Raw genomic sequence first — 18,872 nt, 5'->3', positions numbered from 1 at the left:
GTACACAACGCAGACAGTACCGGGATTGTTAAGGGACAAGTCCCTTAACCCGCCGGAGGCATCTTATTCAGCCTCTTCCAAAACCGGCACCGGCGTGCGGATCAGATAGTCAAACGCCGACAGTCCCGCCGTCGCCCCCGCGCCCATGGCGATGACGATCTGCTTATAGGGCACAGTGGTGCAATCGCCCGCCGCGAAGACGCCGGGCACGCTGGTCGCGCCCTTGGCGTCGATCTCGATTTCACCGCGCGGCGACAGGGCGAGGGCGCCCTTGAGCCATTCGGTGTTGGGCACGAGTCCGATTTGGACGAAGATGCCTTCGAGTTCGACCGTGTGGACCGCTTCCGTGTTGCGGTCCTGATAGGTCAGGCCCGTCACCTTGGCTCCATCGCCCAGCACTTCGGTCGTCAGCGCGCTGGTGATGATCGTCACGTTGGGCAAGGACCGCAGCTTGTCCTGAAGCACGGCATCGGCCCGCATCGCGCCGTCAAATTCGATCAGCGTGACATGGGCGACCAGGCCCGCAAGGTCGATGGCCGCCTCGACGCCCGAATTGCCGCCGCCGATTACCGCCACGCGCTTGCCCTTGAACAGCGGGCCGTCGCAGTGGGGGCAATAGGCCACGCCCTTGTTGGCATAGTCCTTTTCGCCCGGCACATTCATGTTGCGCCAGCGCGCGCCGGTGGACAGCACGATGGACCGCGCCTTGAGCACGCCGCCATTGGCAAGCTCGATCTGGTGATAGCCGCCTTCGCGCGTCGCAGGGACCAGCTTTTGCGCGGTGGCAAGGTTCATGATATCGACACCATAGTCCTTGACGTGGCTTTCCAGCGCGGCGGCCAGCTTGGGCCCTTCGGTGTGCGAAACCGAGATGAAATTCTCGATGCCCAGCGTGTCGAGCACTTGCCCTCCGAAACGCTGCGCCGCCACGCCGGTACGGATGCCCTTGCGCGCGGTATAGATGGCCGAGGCCGCCCCGGCAGGACCGCCGCCGACCACCAGCACTTCGAACGGCTCCTTGGCGTTGACCGCTTCGGCGGCCTTGGCCTCCGCGCCTTCGTCGAGGTCCGCGACGATTTCCTCCAGCGTCTTCTTGCCCGACAGCCACATCGCGCCATCCTTGAACACGGCGGGCACAGCCATCACGCCGCGCTCATCGACTTCGGCCTGATAGGTGCCGCCCTCGATCAGCGTGGCGGAGAAGCGCGGGTTCTTGAGCGCGATCAGCGTCAGCGCCTGCACCACATCGGGGCAGTTGTGGCAGGTCAGCGAGAAATACATCTCGAAATTGTGGGTGCTGGTCAGGCTTTTTACCTGATCCAGCACCTCTTGCGACACCTTGGGCGGGTGGCCGCCGGCCCAGAGCAAAGCCAGGACCAGCGAAGTAAATTCGTGCCCCATCGGCAGACCGGCAAAGCGCACGCGATCATGCGCATCGGCCACGGGGCTGATGGTGAAAGAAGGGACGCGCGCATTTGTTCCATCGAAACGCGCCGAAACTTTATCGGACAGCGCGACGATGGCCTCGATCAACTCGCGGGTCTGGGCCGATTTGGCATCGTCGCCAAGGCTGGCGACAAGCTCAATCGGTTCACGCAGCATGGCGAGATATTGTTTGAGTTGGGCGGACAGATTGGCGTCGAGCATCGGATGATCCTTCGGATTTAGAAATGCGAGGGGCGCGCCCCCTCGCGCTCCCATAACGTCTCCCGACGATGGGTAGCCTATTGGGCAACGGTGTGTAAAAAACTCATTGCTGCGCAGCAGCTGTAAAAGCCTCCGGCGGGGCGATGCAGGCGCTTATTGGCCGCCAATCGCTCACTTCTCGCCGGGAGACATAATGGGGGTGCAGGGGGACGAGTCCCCCTGCGGGTATTCTAACCTTCAAACCAATCAGATCTTGCCGACCAGATCGATCGAGGGAGCCAGCGTTTCGGCGCCTTCTTCCCACTTGGCGGGGCAAACCTGACCGGGGTGTTCCTGCCAGTACTTGGCGGCCTTGATCTTGCGCACCAGCTCGGCAGCGTTGCGGCCCACGCCTTCGGGGGTCACTTCGACCAGCTGCACCACGCCTTCGGGATCGGTCACGAAGGTGCCGCGGTCGGCCAGGCCCACGCCTTCGCGCAGGTTGTTGAACTGCTTGGTCAGGTCATGGTTCTGGTCGCCGACCAGGAAGTATTCGATCTTGCCGATGGCGGGCGAGGTGTCGGCCCATGCCTTGTGGCTGAAGTGGGTGTCGGTCGACACGCCGTACACTTCGACGCCCAGAGCCTTGAGGGCAGCATATTCGTTCTGGAGGTCTTCCAGCTCGGTCGGGCACACGAAGGTGAAGTCGGCCGGATAGAAGAAGAACACCGACCACTTGCCCTTGATGTCGGCGTCGGTGACGTCGACGAAAGCGCCGGCCTTATAGGCGGTGGCGGTGAAGGGCTGGATCGAATAGCCGATAAGCGACATGGGATAGACTCCGTCGTTTGCCCAGTTTGTATCTGGGGGTGTTGAAACTGTTGAAGCGGAGATAGGCATTGATGATGCAAATGCGAAGTGCGGATTCCCGATTAATCATATTGGGAATAGCGATAAGTGGAGGGCGATAGGTCGGGTTTGATCGATTTATCCGATCATCAATCCTGCCTGCGTATATTCAGCTCCCATGGCTTGTCGCTCCCCGATGCGCATTGCCCAGTCACCATGCGGGCATCGCTCGACAATGTGCCGGAGCAATCGCCGCTCTGGCCGTCGGCATCGACGATGTAATGCCACGTGACATGGCGTCCTTCGATCCGGCCCTTGCCCGATCCCGTCTTGGCGCCATTCTCGATCGTGTCATAGGCGATGGATTGGCCCGTCTGAGTAAAGCGAAAGGTAAAACCGTCCCCGCTGCTCCACAGGCCCGTCATTGAGGCGGCGGTACCCGAGGACAGGGCCGAGGATAAGGCCGGGGATGGTGGCAGCAGCGGTTGTGCCGTAGGGGGCGTTTCCGGTGCGGATGTATGATCCGGTTTGGGCGCATCGCTGGCCGAGGATTGCCCCGCCATCATTGTTGCCGTGCCAAAGCCCACCGCCGAAAGCAGCAGCCCGCCAAACACGACCAGCTTTACCGAATCGCCCGAACGCCGAAAGAAGCTGAGCGCGATCATCGCGATCACCAGCACCAGCAGCGAGAGCACGCCCAGCGGGCTGACCGCTGCGGCCGCAATCACTTTGGGAAAATCGAGATTGCCCATGGCACATACCCCCGGCCCAAGACCGGGGGCAAGCTAACCCAAGCGGAAGCCGGGCTCAAGCGCGGGGACGGGAAACCTGTCCACGGTCGATCAGCTTCTGATCGGCCAGCACCAGCGCCATCATCGCCTCGACCACGGGCACGCCGCGAATGCCAACGCAGGGGTCATGGCGGCCCCTGGTGCGGATTTCGCTGGCCTCGATGTTTCCGTTTTCATCGGCGCGCGTGACGGTCGGCACCGGGATCAGGATCGAGGAGGTGGGCTTGAAGGCCACGCGCACCACCACCGGCTGGCCGGTGGAAATGCCGCCCGCGATGCCGCCTGCATGGTTGGCCTCAAACAAGGGCCGCCCGTCGGGACCGGGGCGCATGGGGTCTGCGTTCTGTTCGCCGCGCAGCGTGGCGGCGGCAAAGCCATCGCCGATCTCCACGCCCTTGACCGCATTGATGCTCATCATCGCGGCGGCCAGTTCGGAATCGAGCTTGGCATAGAGCGGCGCGCCCCAGCCGGCGGGCACACCATAGGCAACGCATTCGACCACCGCGCCGATCGACGAGCCATCAAGCCGCGCCTGATCCACAATCGCTTCCCAGCGCTTGGCTGCTTCAGCATCGGGGCAGAAGAAGGGGTTGGCCCGGATCTGCGCCTCGTCGAAATTACCCATGTCGATGCGGTCATCGCCGATCTGGCTGACATAGCCCACGATCCGCACCTCGGGGATCACCAGACGCGCCACGCCGCCCGCCGCCACGCGCGCCGCCGTCTCGCGCGCGCTCGACCGCCCGCCGCCGCGATAGTCGCGGAAACCATATTTGGCGTCATAGGCATAATCGGCATGGCCGGGGCGATAGGACTTGGCGACCTCGGAATAATCCTTCGACCGCTGATCGGTGTTCTCGATCATCAGGCTGATCGGCGTGCCGGTCGTCTTGCCTTCGAACACACCCGAGAGGATCTTCACCAGATCGGCCTCGTTGCGCTGGGTGGTGAACTTGCTCTGCCCCGGACGGCGCGCGTCGAGGAAAGGCTGGATCAGCTCCTCGCTGATCTCCAGCCCCGGAGGGCAGCCATCGACAATCGCGCCCAGCGCGGGCCCGTGGCTTTCGCCCCAGGTGGTGAATCGGAAAAGGCGGCCAAAGGTGTTCCAGCTCATGGGGCCGCTCTTTGGCGATTGTGGGGGCAAAAGTCCACTGTCCCGGAGCCGAGCAAAAAAGTGGGAACGGATTTTTGCAAAAGTGCTGCGTCAGCGATAGGCTTGCGCGATGTATATGAACGTGTTCCGCAGCCGGAAACGGGCTGATTACGATGCCGCCGCCTATGCCGCTGACGCCGCGCGCATGGACGAACTGGCGCGGGCCCAGCCGGGCTTCCTTGATTACAAGAGCTTTGCCGCCCCCGATGGCGAAACGGTGACCATCTCGGTCTGGCAAAGTGTGGAGGCCGCGCGCGACTGGGCGCGCCACCCCGAACACCGCGAGGCGCAGGCGAGGGGGCGCGAGGAATATTACGCCGAATATACGGTCTATTCCTGTGACGGTGCTGTAGAGCGCCGATTTCCGTGAAGGAAAGCATTGCCAAACCCGCCGTAACGGTGCTTTGGCCCGGCTCTACTTATCCAAGGAATTCCCATGACCATCACCCTCTACGGTATCCCCAATTGCGATACCGTCAAAAAAGCGCGCAAATGGCTGGAGGGCAATGGGATCAGCTATGCCTTTCATGATTACAAAAAGGCGGGCGCGGATAAGGACAAGCTGACCAACTGGATCATCGAGGCCGGGCTGGACAAGATCCTGAACCGCGCGGGCACGACTTTTAAAAAGCTGCCCGAGGAAATCCGTGCGATGGTCGATGAAAATCTGGCCGTCTCTCTGATGGTCGAGAACCCCTCGATGATCAAGCGGCCCATCGTGGAATATAAGGGCGGCCTGCTGGTGGGCTTTAAGGCCAGCGAGTGGGAAACTGCCCTGCGGTAAAGCCACGGAAGGCAGGCGATGGACGAGAGCTGGTATTCGCTCCTTGAATGGGTGGCCGCCGCGCTGGGGCTGGTCAATATCGTGCTGCTCGTCCGGCGCTCGATCTGGAACTATGTCTTCGGCATGGCGATGGTCGCGCTCTACATCTTTGTTTTCTTTGAAAAGCGCCTCTATGCCGAAAGCGGGCTTCAGGTGTTTTTCTTTGCCGCGCAAGGCTGGGGCTGGTGGCTCTGGGCGCGCAGCAAGGGGGCGGATGACGAGGTGCCGGTCGGTTGGCTCAGCCCGTTCAGCCGGATCGTCTGGGCGCTGGTCACGGCCGCGCTCAGCATCAATCTGGGCTGGGCCTTGGCGCGCTTTACCAATGCGGCCATGCCCTTTGCTGATTCGGCGGTGACCGGGGCCAGCGTTGCCGCGCAGATACTGCTGGGCCTGCGTCGGACAGAAAACTGGGTGCTGTGGATCGCGATCGATGTGGCCTCGGTGGCTCTCTATATCAATCGCGGGCTTTATCCCACGGCTGCGCTTTATGTCGGCTTTCTCGTGCTTTCGGTGCTGGGCCTGCGCGAATGGATGAAGGCGGGGCGGGCATGATCCGCGTTTGCTTTCATGGCGCGGAAAGCACCGGAAAATCTGTGCTGGCCGAGAGGTTGCGGCAAAGGTTCGGTTGGCCATGGGTGCCTGAATATGGCCGCGAATATGCCGAAGCGCATGGGCTTGACTTCACCATGGACGACCTGCTCGCCATGGCGCGGGGCCAGAACGAGGCGATGCTGCGCGCCAGCGAGGCGCAGCCCCCGGTGCTGATCCTCGACACCGACCCGCTGATGACGGCAGCATGGGCGCAGATGCTGTTCGGCCACGCGCCCGATGAGCTCTTCGCCTATCCCAAGGCCGATCTCTACCTCCTCTTCTCGCCCGATGTGCCATGGGTAGAGGATGGTACGCGTTTCTTTGGCACAGACGAGGCGCGGGCGCGTTTTGCCGCTGTGTCAGAGGAGGTGCTGGTGCGGGCGGGGGTGCGTTACGCCCGCATCCATGGTGATTGGGATGAGCGGGAGCATCAGGTGGTTGGGGCGGTTGAGAGTAGGGTGCCTCCGGCGGGTTAAGGGCGGGGGCCCTTAACAATCCCGGTTTTGGGTGGTGTTCGGGTTCGGCCTTGCGCAACCCCTCCGCGCCGCAGGCTATAAAGCCGCTTCCCGGAATGGCGACTCAATGCAAATATGGCGCCCCCCATAATGGGATTGCAAAGGGACGAGTCCCTTTGCCCGCCGGAGGCAAAAATCCCTCAGACCTTCTTCGCCGTCAAAATATAATTCAACGCCATATCATTCGACAGATGCAACCCCTTCAAGGGATTCCACGCAATCCCCATCGGCTGACCCACCTGCATCCCCAAATCCTCCAGCATCAGCGCCAGTTCGGACGGGGTGATGAAATCCTCCCAATGATGCGTCCCGCGCGGCACCATGCCGATCCGCTCGGCGGCCTCGATCATCAGCCATTTGGATTGCGGCGTGCGGTTGGGGGTGGAGACGATCAGCAGGCCATCCTCGGCCATCGCCCCGATCAGCGCGCGTAGAAAGGCGGGCTTGTCGGCGACATGCTCGATCACCTCCATGCTGGTGACCAGATCATAGCCCGACAGGCCCAGCGCCCCGACATCGCCGCAGACGTATTCGATGGACAGGCCGCCGCCTGCCGCATGCGCGCTGGCCGCCGCGATATTTTCCGCCGCCGCGTCCACGCCTGTTACGGCCGCGCCCAACCGTGCCAGCGGTTCGCACAAAAGCCCTGCGCCGCAGCCCACATCCAGCGCCCGCCGCCCCGCCAGTGGCCGCACAGAGCGCGAATCGGCCCCGAAATGCGCATCCACCGCATCGCGGATAAACCGCAGCCGCACAGGGTTGAGCCGGTGCAGCATGGCCGAGGAACCCTTCGGATCCCACCATTCTGCGGCCAGTTTGCCAAAATGGGCGGCTTCTTCCGGGCGAATTGTCGTTGCATTGCTCATAGGACCTACCTAAAGCGCCAGCCCCAAGCGGGGCAAGTGTCTCGCGTGTAATTTTGTTTCAATTAAGGAGCCTGTGACCGTGGCCCGGATCGTCATGAAATTCGGCGGCACCTCCATGGCCGGCACCGAGCGCATCCGGCGCGTGGCGGGCATTGTGCGCCGTCAGCAAGAAGCCGGGCACGAGGTGGCGGTGGTGGTGTCGGCCATGTCGGGTGAAACCGACCGACTGGTAAACTTCTGCCGTGAAGCCAACGCGCTGTATGACCCCGCCGAATATGACGTGGTGGTGGCCAGCGGCGAACAGGTGACCAGCGGTCTTTTGGCGCTGACGCTGCAATCCATCGGCGCCAAGGCGCGTTCGTGGCTGGGCTGGCAATTGCCGATCCGCACCGATGATGCCCATGCCAAGGCGCGAATCGAAGCCATCGACACCGACGAGATCCTGGCCAGCATGGCGCGCGGCGAAATCGCCGTGATCCCCGGTTTTCAGGGCCTGACCGCCGACAACCGCATCACCACGCTGGGTCGCGGTGGTTCGGACACTTCGGCCGTGGCCGTGGCGGCGGCGCTGAAAGCGGATCGCTGCGATATCTACACCGACGTGGACGGTGTTTACACCACCGACCCGCGCATCGTCGCCAAGGCGCGCAAGCTCAAGAATGTCACCTATGAGGAAATGCTGGAACTGGCCAGCGTCGGCTCCAAGGTGCTTCAGACCCGCTCGGTCAGCCTTGCCATGAAGGAAAAGGTGCGCGTTCAGGTGCTCTCGTCCTTCATCGACGAAAACGCTCCTGCTGCTGATACACTGCCCGGCACGATGATCGTGTCCGACGAAGAACTTGAGGGCCTGGATATGGAACGCCAACTCATCACCGGCATCGCCGCCGACAAGAATGACGCCAAGGTTATCCTGACCGCCGTGCCGGACCGTCCGGGCGCCGTGTCGTCGATCTTTGGCCCGCTGGCCGAAGCCAACATCAACGTGGACATGATTATCCAGAACGTTGGCCGCGCCGATACGGACACGGACGTCACCTTCACGGTGCCCGCTGCCGACCTCGACCGCACGGTGGCCGTGCTGGAAGAAAACCGCGAAACCATCCGCTACGAAAAGCTCTCGACCGACCCCAAGGTTGCCAAGATCTCGGTCGTGGGCGTGGGCATGCGCAGTCATGCAGGCGTCGCGGCCATGATGTTCAAGGCGCTGGCTGATCGCGGGATCAACATTCAGGCGATCTCGACCTCGGAAATCAAGGTTTCGGTGCTGATCGATTCGGATGAAACCGAACTGGCCGTGCGTTTGCTGCATACGGCTTATGGGCTGGATGGGTGATCGTTTGGAGGTTTGATGCCTCCGGCGGGCAAAGGGTCTTCGACCCTTTGCAATCCCGTTACTGGAATGCGCTCCTGCGGAAACGTGGGGGCGTTTTTCGTTTGGGGGGATAAGCCGCTTCGCGGAATTGGGGTGTGGGGCTTGCCCCACTTTCAAACCTCGCCCCAACACGCCCCGCCGTAGACCAAGCGCCCACGCCGACAGTAATGGGAGCGCGAGGGTCTAGACCCTCGCCTTCATCCCTTACTTCTTCTTGCTCACCTCAACCGCCGCATCACTGGCCAGCTTGTCCACGCGCTCATTTTCCGCATGGCCATTATGCCCGCGCACCCATTGCCAGTCGATCTTGTGGGGTTTGGCCACGATCAGCATCTCGCGCCAGAGATCCTCGTTGGCGACGGGCTCCTTCTTGGCATTCACCCAGCCGCGCTTTTGCCAGCCAAAGACCCATTGGGTGATGCCGTCGATGACATATTTGCTGTCGGTGCAGAGCCGCACCTCGCACGGTTGGTTGAGCGCCGCCAGCGCGCGGATCACGGCGGTCATTTCCATGCGGTTGTTGGTGGTCTGTGCCTCGGCGCCGACCAGTTCCTTTTCCCGGGCGCCCATGCGCAGCAAAGCTGCCCAGCCGCCGGGGCCGGGGTTGCCCTTGCAGGCCCCGTCGGTGAAAATCTCGACCTGTTTCATGCCCGCAAACTCAAGCCCCGAACACGCCCGGATTGGCGGCGTAGAATTCCAGACGGCGGGCAAAGGCCATCGGGTCTTTCTTCACCACCAGCGCATCGGGCGGGGTGTTGATCCAGTCATAGGCGCGGGTGGAGAGGAAGCGCATCGCCGCCCCGCGCGCCAGAACCGGCAGCACGGCGGTTTCGGCATAGGAGAGCGGGCGCACCGATTCGTAACCGCCCAGCAGCGCCTCGGAAATCTCTGAATTGAACTCCCGTCCGTCGGACGAGAAGCACCATGCTGCATGAGTTACCGCCACGTCATAGGCGGTGATGTCATGGCAGGCGAAATAGAAATCGATCAGGCCTGTGACAGAATCGCCCAACATCAGCACATTGTCGGGGAACAGATCTGCATGGATGATCGAGCGGGGCAGGTCGGTCGGCCATTCGCCCTCGATCACCGCCATTTCGCGCGCCACAAGGCCCGCCAGCGAGGGATCGATCGAGGCCAGCCCCTCGGCTCCGCAACCGTCGATAAGCCCCCGCCATCCGGCAAGGCTGAGGTCATTGGCGCGGCTCTGCGGGAAATCGGCGGCGGCCAGATGCAGGCCTGCCAGCGCCGCGCCCACCGAGCGCGCTTGGCCCGGCGTGGGTTCGGACACCGAAACGCCGGGCAGGAATTCGATCAGCGTCACTGCCTTATCGTCGATCCAGCGGAAGCTGGCGCCATCACGGTCGTGGATCGTGCGCGGCACCGGACATTTCTTGTCGGCCAGATGGTCGAGCAGGCCAAGGAAGAAGGGCAGTTCGGCCACTTCGGTCCGGCCTTCGAACATGGTCAGGATGAAGCGCTGCGGGCCCGATCCGGTCCCGGTCGTCTCGATCAGCCAGTTCGAATTGGACACGCCCTCGGCAATGCCCTTGGCCGAAACGAGATCGCCCACCGAAAATTCACCGATCAGCGCCGCCAGCGCTTCGGCACCCAATTGTGTATAAACCGCCATTGCCGCCTCTACTTAGCCAGCCAGTTGGCGCGGCAGTTTGAAGATCATGTTTTCTTCGGTGGTGACCACCGTTTCCTCTTCGACCTGACGCCACTGGCCGATGCGGGCGATCACCTCGCGCACCAGTTCCTCGGGCGCGCTGGCGCCCGCCGTCAGGCCCAGCGTGTTCACGCCGTCGAGCCACGAGACGTCGATTTCATCGGCGCGCTGCACCAGCCGCGAGGGCGTGCCGCTGCGGTCGGAAACCTCGACCAGACGCATCGAATTGGACGAATTGGGCGCGCCGATCACCAGCACCAGATCACATTGCGGGGCAATTGCCTTGACGGCGGCCTGACGGTTGGATGTGGCGTAGCAGATGTCCTCGGCGCGGGGCGCGTGGATCTGGGGATAGCGAGCTTTCAGCGCCTCGATGATCTCATGCGTATCATCGACCGAGAGCGTGGTTTGCGTCAGGAAGCCCAGCGCATCATCGGTGGTGAAGGGCAGGGTTGCGACATCCTCGACCGTTTCGACCAACGTCATATGGCCATCGGGCACCTGACCGAAAGTGCCGATGACCTCGGGGTGGCCCTTGTGGCCGATGAAGAGGATGTGGCGGCCCGCCTCGATCTGGCGCTCGGCCTGACGGTGGACCTTGGAGACCAGCGGACAGGTGGCGTCGAGCCATTCCAGTCCGCGCGCATCCGCCGCTGCGGGCACAGCCTTGGGCACGCCATGGGCCGAAAAGATCACCGGCACGCCATCGGGCACTTCGTCGAGTTCCTCGACAAAGATTGCGCCCTTGGCCTTGAGCCCGTCGACCACATAGCGGTTGTGAACGATTTCATGGCGCACATAGACCGGAGCGCCATATTTGCGAATCGCCCGCTCGACAATTTCGATTGCGCGATCAACACCGGCGCAAAATCCGCGCGGCGCGGCAATCAACAGCTTGAGCGGCTGCAAAGAAATGGAATCGGCGGGGGCGGGAAAGGCGGTGTTCATACTCCCGCCTCTAGCGCTTTGCGCCGCGCGCCGCTAGGGCAGCGAACAGGAATGTTGAAGGAACGAGTCTGTCATGCCCTTTCGTACACGCCGAATGAATGCCAAAGTCGCTTGCGGGGCGGGGCTGCTGGGCGCCATGGCTTTGCTGGCCGGGTGCAAGACGACCGGTGAACTGGTGGTGCAGGACGGCGTGGGCATCACGGCGGTGCGCTCGACCTGCCCGGCGGTGGGCATTGCCGATTATACAGGCGATATCACCACGTTCCGTCTGGGCGGCGAACAGAATGCGAGCGCCATCGATCTGACTGGTGCGATCACCAATGTGCGCAGCGCCTGCGATCCCAAGAGCAATCCGGTGCAGGCCAATGTGACCTTCAAGGTTCTGGCCACGCGCGCCGATGGTCGGGGCGAGCGGGTGGTGAACCTGCCCTATTTCATCACCGTGGTGCGCGGCGGCAATGTTGTGATCGCCAAGCGCCTTGGCACAGCCACGGTGCGTTTCGCCGATGGCCAGACGCGCGGCGAGGTAATGGCCTCTGGCGGGGCGACGATCAACAAGGCCGACGCCACGCTGGACCGCGCGGTGCGCGACCGTCTGCTCAAACAGCGCAAAGCAGGCGAGGCTGACGCTGCCATCGACCCGCTGACCGATCCTGAAGTGCGCGCGGCGGTGGCCAAGGCCTCATTCGAGGTGCTGGTGGGTTTCCAGCTCACGCCTGAACAGCTTCAGTATAACGGCACGCGCTGATTTCCGGGGGGGGGGCTTAGCTGCCCCCCTTATGTTTTGCGGCCTTTCGTTTCGGACGTAAATTCGCTAGGCGCGCTGGCATGACACAGCAAGCCGATAACCAAGCCCCGATCTTTCACGCCTTTGCAGGCCATGTTGCCGCCGCGCTTGATGCGCTGGTGGTTGCCGGCCAATTGCCGGACGGGCTGAACCGAGGCGCGGTGACGGTGGAAAGCCCGCGCGATCCTTCGCATGGCGATCTGGCCACCAATGCGGCCATGGTGCTGGCCAAGCCTGCGGGCACCAATCCGCGCGCGCTGGCGACTCTGCTGGTGGCCGAGCTGGAAAAGCTGGAGCAGGTGAAAAGCGCCGAGATCGCCGGGCCGGGGTTCATCAACCTGCGCCTGTCGGATGCGGCATGGCTGGGCGAACTGGCGCTGATCGGGGCGCAGGGCGGCGATTATGGCCGTTCGGCCGTGGGCGCGGGCACGACGGTCAATGTCGAATATGTCTCGGCCAACCCCACTGGTCCCATGCATATGGGCCATTGCCGCGGCGCGGTGGTGGGCGATGCGCTGGCCTCCTTGCTGGAATGGGCCGGGCATAAGGTCATCCGTGAATATTACGTCAATGATGCGGGCGCGCAGGTGCAGGTTTTGGCCCGCAGCGCCCATGTCCGCTATCGTGAAGCACTGGGCCATGACGTGGGCGCGATCCCCGAAGGGCTCTATCCGGGCGATTATCTGGTGCCGGTGGGGCAGGCCTTGGCCGCCGAATTCGGCGATAAATATGCCGATGCGCCCGAAAGCGAATGGCTGGCGCTGTTCCGCGTGCGGGCCGTTGCCAAGATGATGGACATGATCCGCGACGATCTGGCGCTGCTGGGCATCGAACACGATCTTTTCTCATCCGAAGCGGAGCTACAGGCGGCGGGCAAGCCCGAGGAGGCCGAAGCCTGGCTGCGCAGCGTCGATCTGGTTTACGATGGCGAGCTGGAAGCGCCCAAGGGCAAGCTGCCCGATGACTGGGAGCCGGTGGCGCTGCCGCTGTTCCGCAGCACCAGGTTTGGCGACGATCAGGACCGCCCGATCAAGAAGTCGGACGGGACGTGGACCTATTTCGGCGCCGATCTGGCCTATCATTACCAGAAGGCACAGACGTCTGACGCGCTGGTCGATATCTGGGGCGCGGACCATGCCGGTACGGTCAAGCGCATCAAGGCCGCCGTGGCTGCGATGACCGGGCGTGATGGGGCGGCTAAGCCGTTTGAAGTCAAGCTGGTGCAGATGGTGCAATTGCTGCGCGATGGCGAACCGGTGAAAATGTCCAAGCGTTCGGGCAATTTCGTCACGCTGCGCGAAGTGGTGGAGGAAGTCGGCAAGGAAGTCGTGCGCTTCACCATGCTGACCCGCAAGCCCGAGGCGATGATGGATTTCGACTTTGCCAAGGTGGTCGAGGCCAGCAAGGACAATCCGGTATTCTATCTGCAATATGCCCATGCGCGCATCTGTTCGACGCTGCGCAAGGGGGCGGCTGAAGGCTTTGCCCCCTCGAACGAAGGGCTGGAGCTGCTGGGCGAGGAAGAGCTGGCGCTGGTGCGCACGGGCGCGCAGTTCCCGCGTCTGGTCGAGGCTGCTGCTGCTGCGCGCGAACCCCATCGCATTGCCTTTTTCCTGGCCGATCTGGCCGCAGCCTTCCACGCTTATTGGAATGTCGGCAATGATCGCCCGGACAAGCGTTTTATTGTGTCCGAAAACGGTACGCTTACTGGCGCGAGGCTTTTCTTGGCCTCGCAAATCGGGCAGATCATCCGCAACGGGCTTGCCATCCTTGGCGTGACCGCTGTCGAGGAGATGTAAGTCATGTCGAACGGTCAGGATGGGTTTGGTGGCGAAGGCGGCGGCCTTACCCAACCGTGGACCGATGCGACAGATGCGCAGGCGCGGGCGAGGGATCTGATCGGGCGTGCGCGCGATGCGGTTGCGGGCGCCGCCGCGCTGGGTGATGGGGCCACGCTGGCGGACAAGGCCAGCGTACTCTCGCAAGAGGTCGGCGCGCATATGCAGGGCGCCGAGGAGCGTGCCCAGCAATGGTATCATGACGCGCGCGAGGCCTTGCCCGGCCATGACGATGCCGCGCTGCAGGGCGTGGATGAGGCGCTGGGCAGCAAGCGCTTTGATGACCATGACCGCCTGCCCTGGCTCGAATCGGATGATGACGAGGAATATGAGGGCGTCGACAGCAAGCGTGTCGCCGTGGCTGTGGCGGCCGGTCTGGCGCTGACGGCGGCGGCGGTCGGGGGCTTTTGGTATTTTACCCATCGCCCCGACAATGGCGTGCCCGTGGCCGATGGCAGCGTGATCGCCGCGCCCGCAGAAAGCTATAAGGAAGCGCCCAAGGATCCGGGCGGCAAGCAATTTGCCGGGACCGGCGATTCGAGCTTTGCCGTTTCGCAGGGGCAGGAGCGTCCCGCGCAACTGGCAGGCGGCGATGCGGCAGCCGCAGGCGCCAATGCGGCCGAGGCGGCAGCCTCGACGGCAGCAGCAGCCGGGGCCAGCTTTGCGGGCGGCGCGCCCGTGGCGGGCAAACCGGAAGCTGTGGCGGCGGCCAAGCCCGTGGCCGCGCCCAAGCCTTCGGCGGCGGCTGATAATGGCCCAAGCGGCGGCGTGGTCCAGATCGCGGCCTATACCAGCGAGAGCGCGGCGGTGGCCGGGTGGAACCGGCTGGTGCAGGGACATGAGATGCTCAAGGGCATGAACCACCGCGTGGTTTCGGCCAAGATCGATCTGGGCACGGTCTATCGGCTGCAACTGGTGACCAGCGCTGGAGGTGGGGCTGGCCTGTGCGAGCGGCTGAAGGCCGATGGTCTGCCCTGTCAGGTCAAGCATTAAGCTTCAGGTCAAGCATTAAGCGGATCTTGCGCTGGGCGGTCGTTACGTGCAACGGATGGCCGCATGATACCGGCGATTTTCGGCCTTTCCGGCCTGACCCTGACTGATGATGAGCGCGCTTTCTTTCGGGATTGCGATCCGGCGGGATACATCCTGTTTGGACGCAATGTGGAAAGCCGCGCGCAATTGCGGGCGCTGACCGATGAATTGCGCAGGCTGCATGGGCGCGACGATCTGTTCATCAGCATTGATCAGGAAGGCGGAAGGGTCGCGCGGATGAAGCCGCCGGTCTGGGCGAAATATCCGGCGGGCGAACCTTTTGCGCGGCTCTATGATGTTGCGCCTTCCAGCGCGATTGCCGCCGCGCGCGCCAATGCGGAGGCGCTGGGGCTGGATCTGGCCGAGGCGGGGATCACGGTCGATTGCTGGCCCTGCGTTGATGTGCGCGAGGCGGGCGCGCATGATGTGATCGGCGACCGCGCCTTGGGTGAGGAGCCGATGCGGGTGGCCGCCTTGGGCCGCGCCATCCTCGAAGGTCTGGAGGCCGCAGGCGTGGCGGGGGTGATCAAGCATATGCCCGGCCATGGTCGCGCCGGGGCCGACAGCCACAAGGAATTGCCCACCGTCCATGCCGATGCGGCGGCGCTGGAGCGCGATATCGCGCCCTTCCGCGCGCTGGCTGCACGGGCGGAGATCGGGATGACGGGGCATATCCTGTTTCCCGCCTGGGACGCCGAGGCGCCCGCCACGCAATCGCCGCGGATTGTGTCTGAGATCATCCGGGGGGTGATCGGCTTCGATGGCCTGCTGCTGACCGATGATATCGACATGCAGGCGCTCTCGGGCACGATCCCTGAGCGTTCGGCGCGGGCGCTGGCGGCGGGTTGCGATCTGGTGCTCAATTGCTGGGCGCGGATGGCGGATATGGTGGGCATCGCGCAGGCCTGCCCGACCATGGGCGAGAAAAGCGCGGCGCGTTTGGCGCGAGCGATGGCGGGGGCGGCGATTTCGCCCGCTCTGGCGCAGGAGCGGCAGGCGGAATGTGTCGCCACGCGCGACGCGCTGCTGGCGCTGGTGTGAGCGAAGGCGCGCTCCCTCCGGGCGAGGGCGCGGACCTGTTCACCGCGCCGGCTCGCGATGCGCTGATGCTGGAAATCGAGGGCTGGGAAGGACCGCTCGATCTGCTGCTTGATCTGGCGCGGCGGCAGAAGGTCGATCTGCGGCGGATTTCGATCCTCGAACTGGTCGATCAATATATCGCCTATGTCGAGGCCGCCGAGGCGCTGAAGCTGGAGCTGGCCGCCGATTATCTGGTGATGGCGGCATGGCTGGCCTATCTCAAATCCTCGCTGCTGTTGCCCAAGGAGGAGCAGGAGGAGCCAAGCCCTGAGGAACTGGCGCTGCGCCTGCAATTGCGGCTGCAACGTCTGGCCGCGATGCGCGAGGCGGCGGCGCGGCTTCTGGCGCGCGACCGGATCGGGCGCGATGTGTTTCTGCGCGGCGCGCCCGAGGGGCTGAAAATCGGCAAGAAAGCCGTGTGGCAGGCCGATCTTTATGACCTCATCGCTGCCTATGGTCAGGTCAAGGTGCGCAATGGTCCGGTGGTTCATATCGTGCGCGACCGCAAGGTGATGACGCTGGATTCGGCGCTGGCGCGAATGTCGGCCATGCTGGGATTGCGGCTGGACTGGGTGGAGCTGCGCGAATTTCTGCCCCCCGCGACTCAGGCGGAATGGAGCGATGAGCGGTTGCGCCGTTCGGCTCTGGCCTCCAGCTTTGTCGCCGCGCTGGAACTGGCGCGACAGGGGCGGGTGGAGATCGTGCAGGACCATGTGTTCGGCCCGCTGCGCTTGCGGAGCCTTTCGGCATGAGCGCCTTGATCCGCGCGCTGGAGGCCGCGTTGTTTGCCGCCACGCAACCGATGAGCATCGAGGCCATCGCCCGCCATTTGGGGCAGGGGGAGGCGGCTGTGCGCGAGGCCCTGCGCGAACTGGCGGCCCATTATGCCGGGCGCGGGGTGGAACTGGTCGAACGCGGCGGGCGCTGGCATTTTCAGACCGCGCCCGATCTGGCCCATCTGCTGCGCCCCATGCATGAGGAGCCGCGCCGTCTGACCCGCGCGGCCACCGAATGCCTTGCCATCATCGCCTATCATGAACCCGTTAGCCGCGCCGAGATCGAGGCGATTCGCGGTGTCCAGACCGCCAAGGGCACGGTGGACGTGTTGATGGAGGCCGGATGGGTGCGCATCGCGGGACGGCGCGAGGTGCCGGGGCGCCCGGTGATCTATGCCACCACGCCCGCCTTCCTTGCCGAGTTCGGCTTGAGCGGCCGCCGCGACCTGCCCGGAATCGAGGAATTGCGGGCTACGGGCCTGCTCGATCCGGTCGATGAGGCCTATAATGCGCTGATGGGCGATCCGAAGAGTGAGGAAGCGCTACGTCAATCAGCGGATGGGCTGGCGCCGGGCCAAGAAAGTGCCTAGATAGGATCAAAATGCCCGCGTCGATGCATGAATCTTGGCTCGGCGGGGCCACAAGGAGTTGGTATCATGGGTTTTGGGTCTGTCTGGCACTGGGTCATCGTTCTGCTGGTCGTGCTGGTGCTGTTTGGTCGTGGCCGCGTGTCCGACATCATGGGCGATTTCGGCAAGGGTATCAAAAGCTTCAAGGAAGGCATGGCGGACGAAACCACTGACCGCCCCGTCACGCCGCCTGCCCAGATCGAAGGCAAGGGAGAGCCGGTCAAGCCTGCTGCTACCGAAGAAAAGACCGGCCAGAACTGAGCCTTTCTTACCCATTCCTCGCAAGATTGGCCTGACGCACTGTGCTGTTTGATATTGCCCCTTCGGAATTTCTGCTGACGGCGGTGGTCGCCGTGGTGGTGATCGGCCCCAAGGATATGCCCCGCGCCATGCGGACCATGGGCAAATGGATGGGGACGGTGCGCCGTGTCTCGGGCCATTTCCGCTCTGGCATCGAAACCATGATCCGCGAGGCGGAAATGGAGGAGATGGAAAAGAAATGGCGCGAGCAGAATGAGGCGATCATGAAGGCCAGCCCGCCCGAGGCTTTGCCCTCACCCGAGCTGGCCGAACACGCGCCCACTGAGCCTTTGGCCGCCTCCGAATTGGCGGGCGGCGGATTGCCCGTCGATCCGCATTCGGCCAGCGCGCAGGAACATGCCGCGCACCATCAGGCCCAACCGCATGAAGGCCATGAACAGGCCGACAAGGCCAAGGGCGAATAAAGATGGCGTTTGAAATCAAGGATATAGACGAATCGCAGGCCCCGCTGCTTGAGCATCTGGTGGAACTGCGCGGGCGTCTGCTCAAATCCATTGCTGCGCTCTTTGTGGCCTTTGGCATCTGCCTCTATTTCGTGAACCCGATTCTGGCCTTTCTGGTGCAACCTTTGCGCGATGCAGCGGGGACCGGGGGCAAGCTGATCTACACCAAGCTCTATGAGGCCTTCTTCGTTGACCTCAAGGTTGCGCTGTTTGCCGCCTTCATACTGGCCTTTCCGGTCATCTCAAACCAGATGTGGGCCTTTATCGCGCCGGGCCTCTATGCGAAGGAAAAGAAGGCGTTTCTGCCTTTTCTGATCGCTACGCCGGTCTTGTTCCTGTCGGGCGCGGCGCTGGCCTATTATGTGGTGATGCCCACGGCCTTCCGCTGGATGCTGGGCTTTCAGGGCAATCGCGGCGGGATCCAGATGGAGGCGCTGCCCAGCGTCGGCGACTATCTTGGCCTTGTGATGCAATTCATCCTTGCCTTCGGGATCAGCTTCCTGCTGCCTGTCCTGCTCCTGCTGCTCAACCGCGCGGGGATCGTGACGCGCCAGCAGCTCTCGAGTGCGCGGCGCTATGTGATCGTCGGGATCACCGTGCTGGCCGCTGTGCTGACGCCGCCCGATGTGGGGTCGCAGTTGATGCTGGCCGTGCCGCTGATGATCCTGTTCGAAGGGTCGCTGGTGGTGATGTGGTTTGGGGAAAAGCGCGCGGCCAAGGCTGAGGCTCAGGCTGAAGTTCAGGTCGAGGCGTAAGAAGG

At 63.4% G+C, this 18,872-nt stretch carries 22 protein-coding genes; 14 read left to right on the top strand and 8 right to left on the bottom strand.

The window, feature by feature from the left end; all coding sequences use genetic code 11:
- Positions 1-63: 63 nt before the first annotated feature.
- The 4 genes from ahpF to aroC all read right to left on the bottom strand — a co-directional run bounded on the left by ahpF (position 64) and on the right by aroC (position 4,380).
- Positions 64-1,647, bottom strand: coding sequence for an alkyl hydroperoxide reductase subunit F (gene ahpF / locus FHW96_RS16875; RefSeq protein ID WP_172341744.1), 1,584 nt, complete (start codon positions 1,645-1,647; stop codon positions 64-66).
- A gap of 246 nt (positions 1,648-1,893) precedes the next feature.
- On the bottom strand, positions 1,894-2,457 hold the full coding sequence (ahpC, locus tag FHW96_RS16870) for an alkyl hydroperoxide reductase subunit C (protein ID WP_172341743.1): 564 nt from the start codon (positions 2,455-2,457) through the stop codon (positions 1,894-1,896).
- Positions 2,458-2,624: 167 nt separating this feature from the next.
- A complete protein-coding gene (locus FHW96_RS16865; RefSeq protein WP_172341742.1) occupies positions 2,625-3,227 on the bottom strand; it encodes a hypothetical protein in 603 nt (200 codons plus the stop codon).
- 55 nt (positions 3,228-3,282) lie between these two features.
- On the bottom strand, positions 3,283-4,380 hold the full coding sequence (aroC, locus tag FHW96_RS16860; RefSeq protein WP_172341741.1) for a chorismate synthase: 1,098 nt from the start codon (positions 4,378-4,380) through the stop codon (positions 3,283-3,285).
- A 109-nt stretch (positions 4,381-4,489) separates the two neighbouring features.
- On the opposite strand from aroC, the gene FHW96_RS16855 reads away from it, so the two are divergent.
- The 4 genes from FHW96_RS16855 (at position 4,490) to FHW96_RS16840 (ending at position 6,309) form a co-directional block, all read left to right on the top strand.
- Positions 4,490-4,789: an antibiotic biosynthesis monooxygenase gene (locus tag FHW96_RS16855; RefSeq protein ID WP_172341740.1), complete on the top strand. Its 300-nt coding sequence runs from the start codon at positions 4,490-4,492 to the stop codon at positions 4,787-4,789.
- A gap of 66 nt (positions 4,790-4,855) precedes the next feature.
- Positions 4,856-5,203 carry an arsenate reductase gene (locus tag FHW96_RS16850; protein WP_172341739.1) on the top strand — a complete coding sequence of 116 codons (348 nt, stop codon included), beginning with the start codon at positions 4,856-4,858 and terminating at the stop codon, positions 5,201-5,203.
- 18 nt (positions 5,204-5,221) lie between these two features.
- Complete coding sequence (gene pnuC / locus FHW96_RS16845; RefSeq protein WP_172341738.1) at positions 5,222-5,794, top strand: nicotinamide riboside transporter PnuC; 573 nt, start codon at positions 5,222-5,224, stop codon at positions 5,792-5,794.
- On the top strand, positions 5,791-6,309 hold the full coding sequence (locus FHW96_RS16840; RefSeq protein WP_172341737.1) for an AAA family ATPase: 519 nt from the start codon (positions 5,791-5,793) through the stop codon (positions 6,307-6,309). Before pnuC ends, FHW96_RS16840 begins: the two co-directional genes overlap by 4 nt.
- Positions 6,310-6,488: 179 nt before the next feature.
- Here FHW96_RS16840 and ubiG read toward each other — a convergent pair whose 3' ends face one another.
- Positions 6,489-7,214 carry a bifunctional 2-polyprenyl-6-hydroxyphenol methylase/3-demethylubiquinol 3-O-methyltransferase UbiG gene (ubiG, locus tag FHW96_RS16835; protein ID WP_172341736.1) on the bottom strand — a complete coding sequence of 242 codons (726 nt, stop codon included), beginning with the start codon at positions 7,212-7,214 and terminating at the stop codon, positions 6,489-6,491.
- A gap of 94 nt (positions 7,215-7,308) precedes the next feature.
- Between ubiG and FHW96_RS16830 the strand changes: the two genes are divergently transcribed.
- Positions 7,309-8,547 carry an aspartate kinase gene (locus FHW96_RS16830; RefSeq protein WP_172341850.1) on the top strand — a complete coding sequence of 413 codons (1,239 nt, stop codon included), beginning with the start codon at positions 7,309-7,311 and terminating at the stop codon, positions 8,545-8,547.
- Positions 8,548-8,790: 243 nt separating this feature from the next.
- Here the strand turns inward: FHW96_RS16830 and rnhA are convergent, their stop codons facing one another.
- The 3 genes from rnhA to ispH are packed head-to-tail and all read right to left on the bottom strand — an operon-like array spanning position 8,791 to position 11,206.
- On the bottom strand, positions 8,791-9,234 hold the full coding sequence (gene rnhA / locus FHW96_RS16825) for a ribonuclease HI (protein WP_172341735.1): 444 nt from the start codon (positions 9,232-9,234) through the stop codon (positions 8,791-8,793).
- 10 nt (positions 9,235-9,244) lie between these two features.
- Positions 9,245-10,219, bottom strand: a complete 975-nt coding sequence (gene thrB, locus FHW96_RS16820) for a homoserine kinase (protein WP_172341734.1) — start codon at positions 10,217-10,219, stop codon at positions 9,245-9,247.
- Positions 10,220-10,231: 12 nt separating this feature from the next.
- The gene (gene ispH / locus FHW96_RS16815) at positions 10,232-11,206 is read right to left on the bottom strand and encodes a 4-hydroxy-3-methylbut-2-enyl diphosphate reductase (RefSeq protein WP_172341733.1); all 975 of its coding nucleotides are present in this window, start codon (positions 11,204-11,206) and stop codon (positions 10,232-10,234) included.
- A 94-nt stretch (positions 11,207-11,300) separates the two neighbouring features.
- Between ispH and FHW96_RS16810 the strand changes: the two genes are divergently transcribed.
- The 9 genes from FHW96_RS16810 to tatC all read left to right on the top strand — a co-directional run bounded on the left by FHW96_RS16810 (position 11,301) and on the right by tatC (position 18,867).
- Positions 11,301-11,954 carry a hypothetical protein gene (locus FHW96_RS16810; RefSeq protein ID WP_172341732.1) on the top strand — a complete coding sequence of 218 codons (654 nt, stop codon included), beginning with the start codon at positions 11,301-11,303 and terminating at the stop codon, positions 11,952-11,954.
- An 80-nt stretch (positions 11,955-12,034) separates the two neighbouring features.
- Positions 12,035-13,792 carry an arginine--tRNA ligase gene (gene argS, locus FHW96_RS16805; protein ID WP_172341731.1) on the top strand — a complete coding sequence of 586 codons (1,758 nt, stop codon included), beginning with the start codon at positions 12,035-12,037 and terminating at the stop codon, positions 13,790-13,792.
- Positions 13,793-13,795: 3 nt separating this feature from the next.
- Positions 13,796-14,824: an SPOR domain-containing protein gene (locus FHW96_RS16800; protein ID WP_172341730.1), complete on the top strand. Its 1,029-nt coding sequence runs from the start codon at positions 13,796-13,798 to the stop codon at positions 14,822-14,824.
- Between the two features lie 63 nt (positions 14,825-14,887).
- Positions 14,888-15,904, top strand: coding sequence for a beta-N-acetylhexosaminidase (gene nagZ, locus FHW96_RS16795; protein ID WP_172341729.1), 1,017 nt, complete (start codon positions 14,888-14,890; stop codon positions 15,902-15,904).
- Complete coding sequence (locus FHW96_RS16790) at positions 15,901-16,695, top strand: ScpA family protein (protein ID WP_371815737.1); 795 nt, start codon at positions 15,901-15,903, stop codon at positions 16,693-16,695. Before nagZ ends, FHW96_RS16790 begins: the two co-directional genes overlap by 4 nt.
- Positions 16,692-17,309: an SMC-Scp complex subunit ScpB gene (gene scpB / locus FHW96_RS16785; protein ID WP_172341727.1), complete on the top strand. Its 618-nt coding sequence runs from the start codon at positions 16,692-16,694 to the stop codon at positions 17,307-17,309. Before FHW96_RS16790 ends, scpB begins: the two co-directional genes overlap by 4 nt.
- Positions 17,310-17,375: 66 nt before the next feature.
- Complete coding sequence (locus tag FHW96_RS16780) at positions 17,376-17,609, top strand: twin-arginine translocase TatA/TatE family subunit (protein ID WP_172341726.1); 234 nt, start codon at positions 17,376-17,378, stop codon at positions 17,607-17,609.
- Positions 17,610-17,653: 44 nt separating this feature from the next.
- On the top strand, positions 17,654-18,073 hold the full coding sequence (gene tatB, locus FHW96_RS16775) for a Sec-independent protein translocase protein TatB (protein WP_172341849.1): 420 nt from the start codon (positions 17,654-17,656) through the stop codon (positions 18,071-18,073).
- A gap of 2 nt (positions 18,074-18,075) precedes the next feature.
- A complete protein-coding gene (gene tatC / locus FHW96_RS16770) occupies positions 18,076-18,867 on the top strand; it encodes a twin-arginine translocase subunit TatC (RefSeq protein WP_172341725.1) in 792 nt (263 codons plus the stop codon).
- The last annotated feature ends 5 nt before the right edge of the window (positions 18,868-18,872 follow it).

The sequence above is a fragment of the Novosphingobium sp. SG751A genome (genome assembly GCF_013149295.1).
GTDB lineage: Bacteria > Pseudomonadota > Alphaproteobacteria > Sphingomonadales > Sphingomonadaceae > Novosphingobium.
The sequence above is the reverse complement of the archived record's forward strand: the minus strand, read 5'-3'. Positions and strand labels throughout refer to the sequence as shown.

Coding starts and splice junctions, on each gene's coding strand:
- ahpF (WP_172341744.1), bottom strand. CDS start 1,647: ATGCTCGACGCCAATCTGTCCGCCCAACTCAAACAATATCTCGCCATG.
- ahpC (WP_172341743.1), bottom strand. CDS start 2,457: ATGTCGCTTATCGGCTATTCGATCCAGCCCTTCACCGCCACCGCCTAT.
- FHW96_RS16865 (WP_172341742.1), bottom strand. CDS start 3,227: ATGGGCAATCTCGATTTTCCCAAAGTGATTGCGGCCGCAGCGGTCAGC.
- aroC (WP_172341741.1), bottom strand. CDS start 4,380: ATGAGCTGGAACACCTTTGGCCGCCTTTTCCGATTCACCACCTGGGGC.
- FHW96_RS16855 (WP_172341740.1), top strand. CDS start 4,490: ATGTATATGAACGTGTTCCGCAGCCGGAAACGGGCTGATTACGATGCC.
- FHW96_RS16850 (WP_172341739.1), top strand. CDS start 4,856: ATGACCATCACCCTCTACGGTATCCCCAATTGCGATACCGTCAAAAAA.
- pnuC (WP_172341738.1), top strand. CDS start 5,222: ATGGACGAGAGCTGGTATTCGCTCCTTGAATGGGTGGCCGCCGCGCTG.
- FHW96_RS16840 (WP_172341737.1), top strand. CDS start 5,791: ATGATCCGCGTTTGCTTTCATGGCGCGGAAAGCACCGGAAAATCTGTG.
- ubiG (WP_172341736.1), bottom strand. CDS start 7,214: ATGAGCAATGCAACGACAATTCGCCCGGAAGAAGCCGCCCATTTTGGC.
- FHW96_RS16830 (WP_172341850.1), top strand. CDS start 7,309: ATGAAATTCGGCGGCACCTCCATGGCCGGCACCGAGCGCATCCGGCGC.
- rnhA (WP_172341735.1), bottom strand. CDS start 9,234: ATGAAACAGGTCGAGATTTTCACCGACGGGGCCTGCAAGGGCAACCCC.
- thrB (WP_172341734.1), bottom strand. CDS start 10,219: ATGGCGGTTTATACACAATTGGGTGCCGAAGCGCTGGCGGCGCTGATC.
- ispH (WP_172341733.1), bottom strand. CDS start 11,206: ATGAACACCGCCTTTCCCGCCCCCGCCGATTCCATTTCTTTGCAGCCG.
- FHW96_RS16810 (WP_172341732.1), top strand. CDS start 11,301: ATGAATGCCAAAGTCGCTTGCGGGGCGGGGCTGCTGGGCGCCATGGCT.
- argS (WP_172341731.1), top strand. CDS start 12,035: ATGACACAGCAAGCCGATAACCAAGCCCCGATCTTTCACGCCTTTGCA.
- FHW96_RS16800 (WP_172341730.1), top strand. CDS start 13,796: ATGTCGAACGGTCAGGATGGGTTTGGTGGCGAAGGCGGCGGCCTTACC.
- nagZ (WP_172341729.1), top strand. CDS start 14,888: ATGATACCGGCGATTTTCGGCCTTTCCGGCCTGACCCTGACTGATGAT.
- scpB (WP_172341727.1), top strand. CDS start 16,692: ATGAGCGCCTTGATCCGCGCGCTGGAGGCCGCGTTGTTTGCCGCCACG.
- FHW96_RS16780 (WP_172341726.1), top strand. CDS start 17,376: ATGGGTTTTGGGTCTGTCTGGCACTGGGTCATCGTTCTGCTGGTCGTG.
- tatC (WP_172341725.1), top strand. CDS start 18,076: ATGGCGTTTGAAATCAAGGATATAGACGAATCGCAGGCCCCGCTGCTT.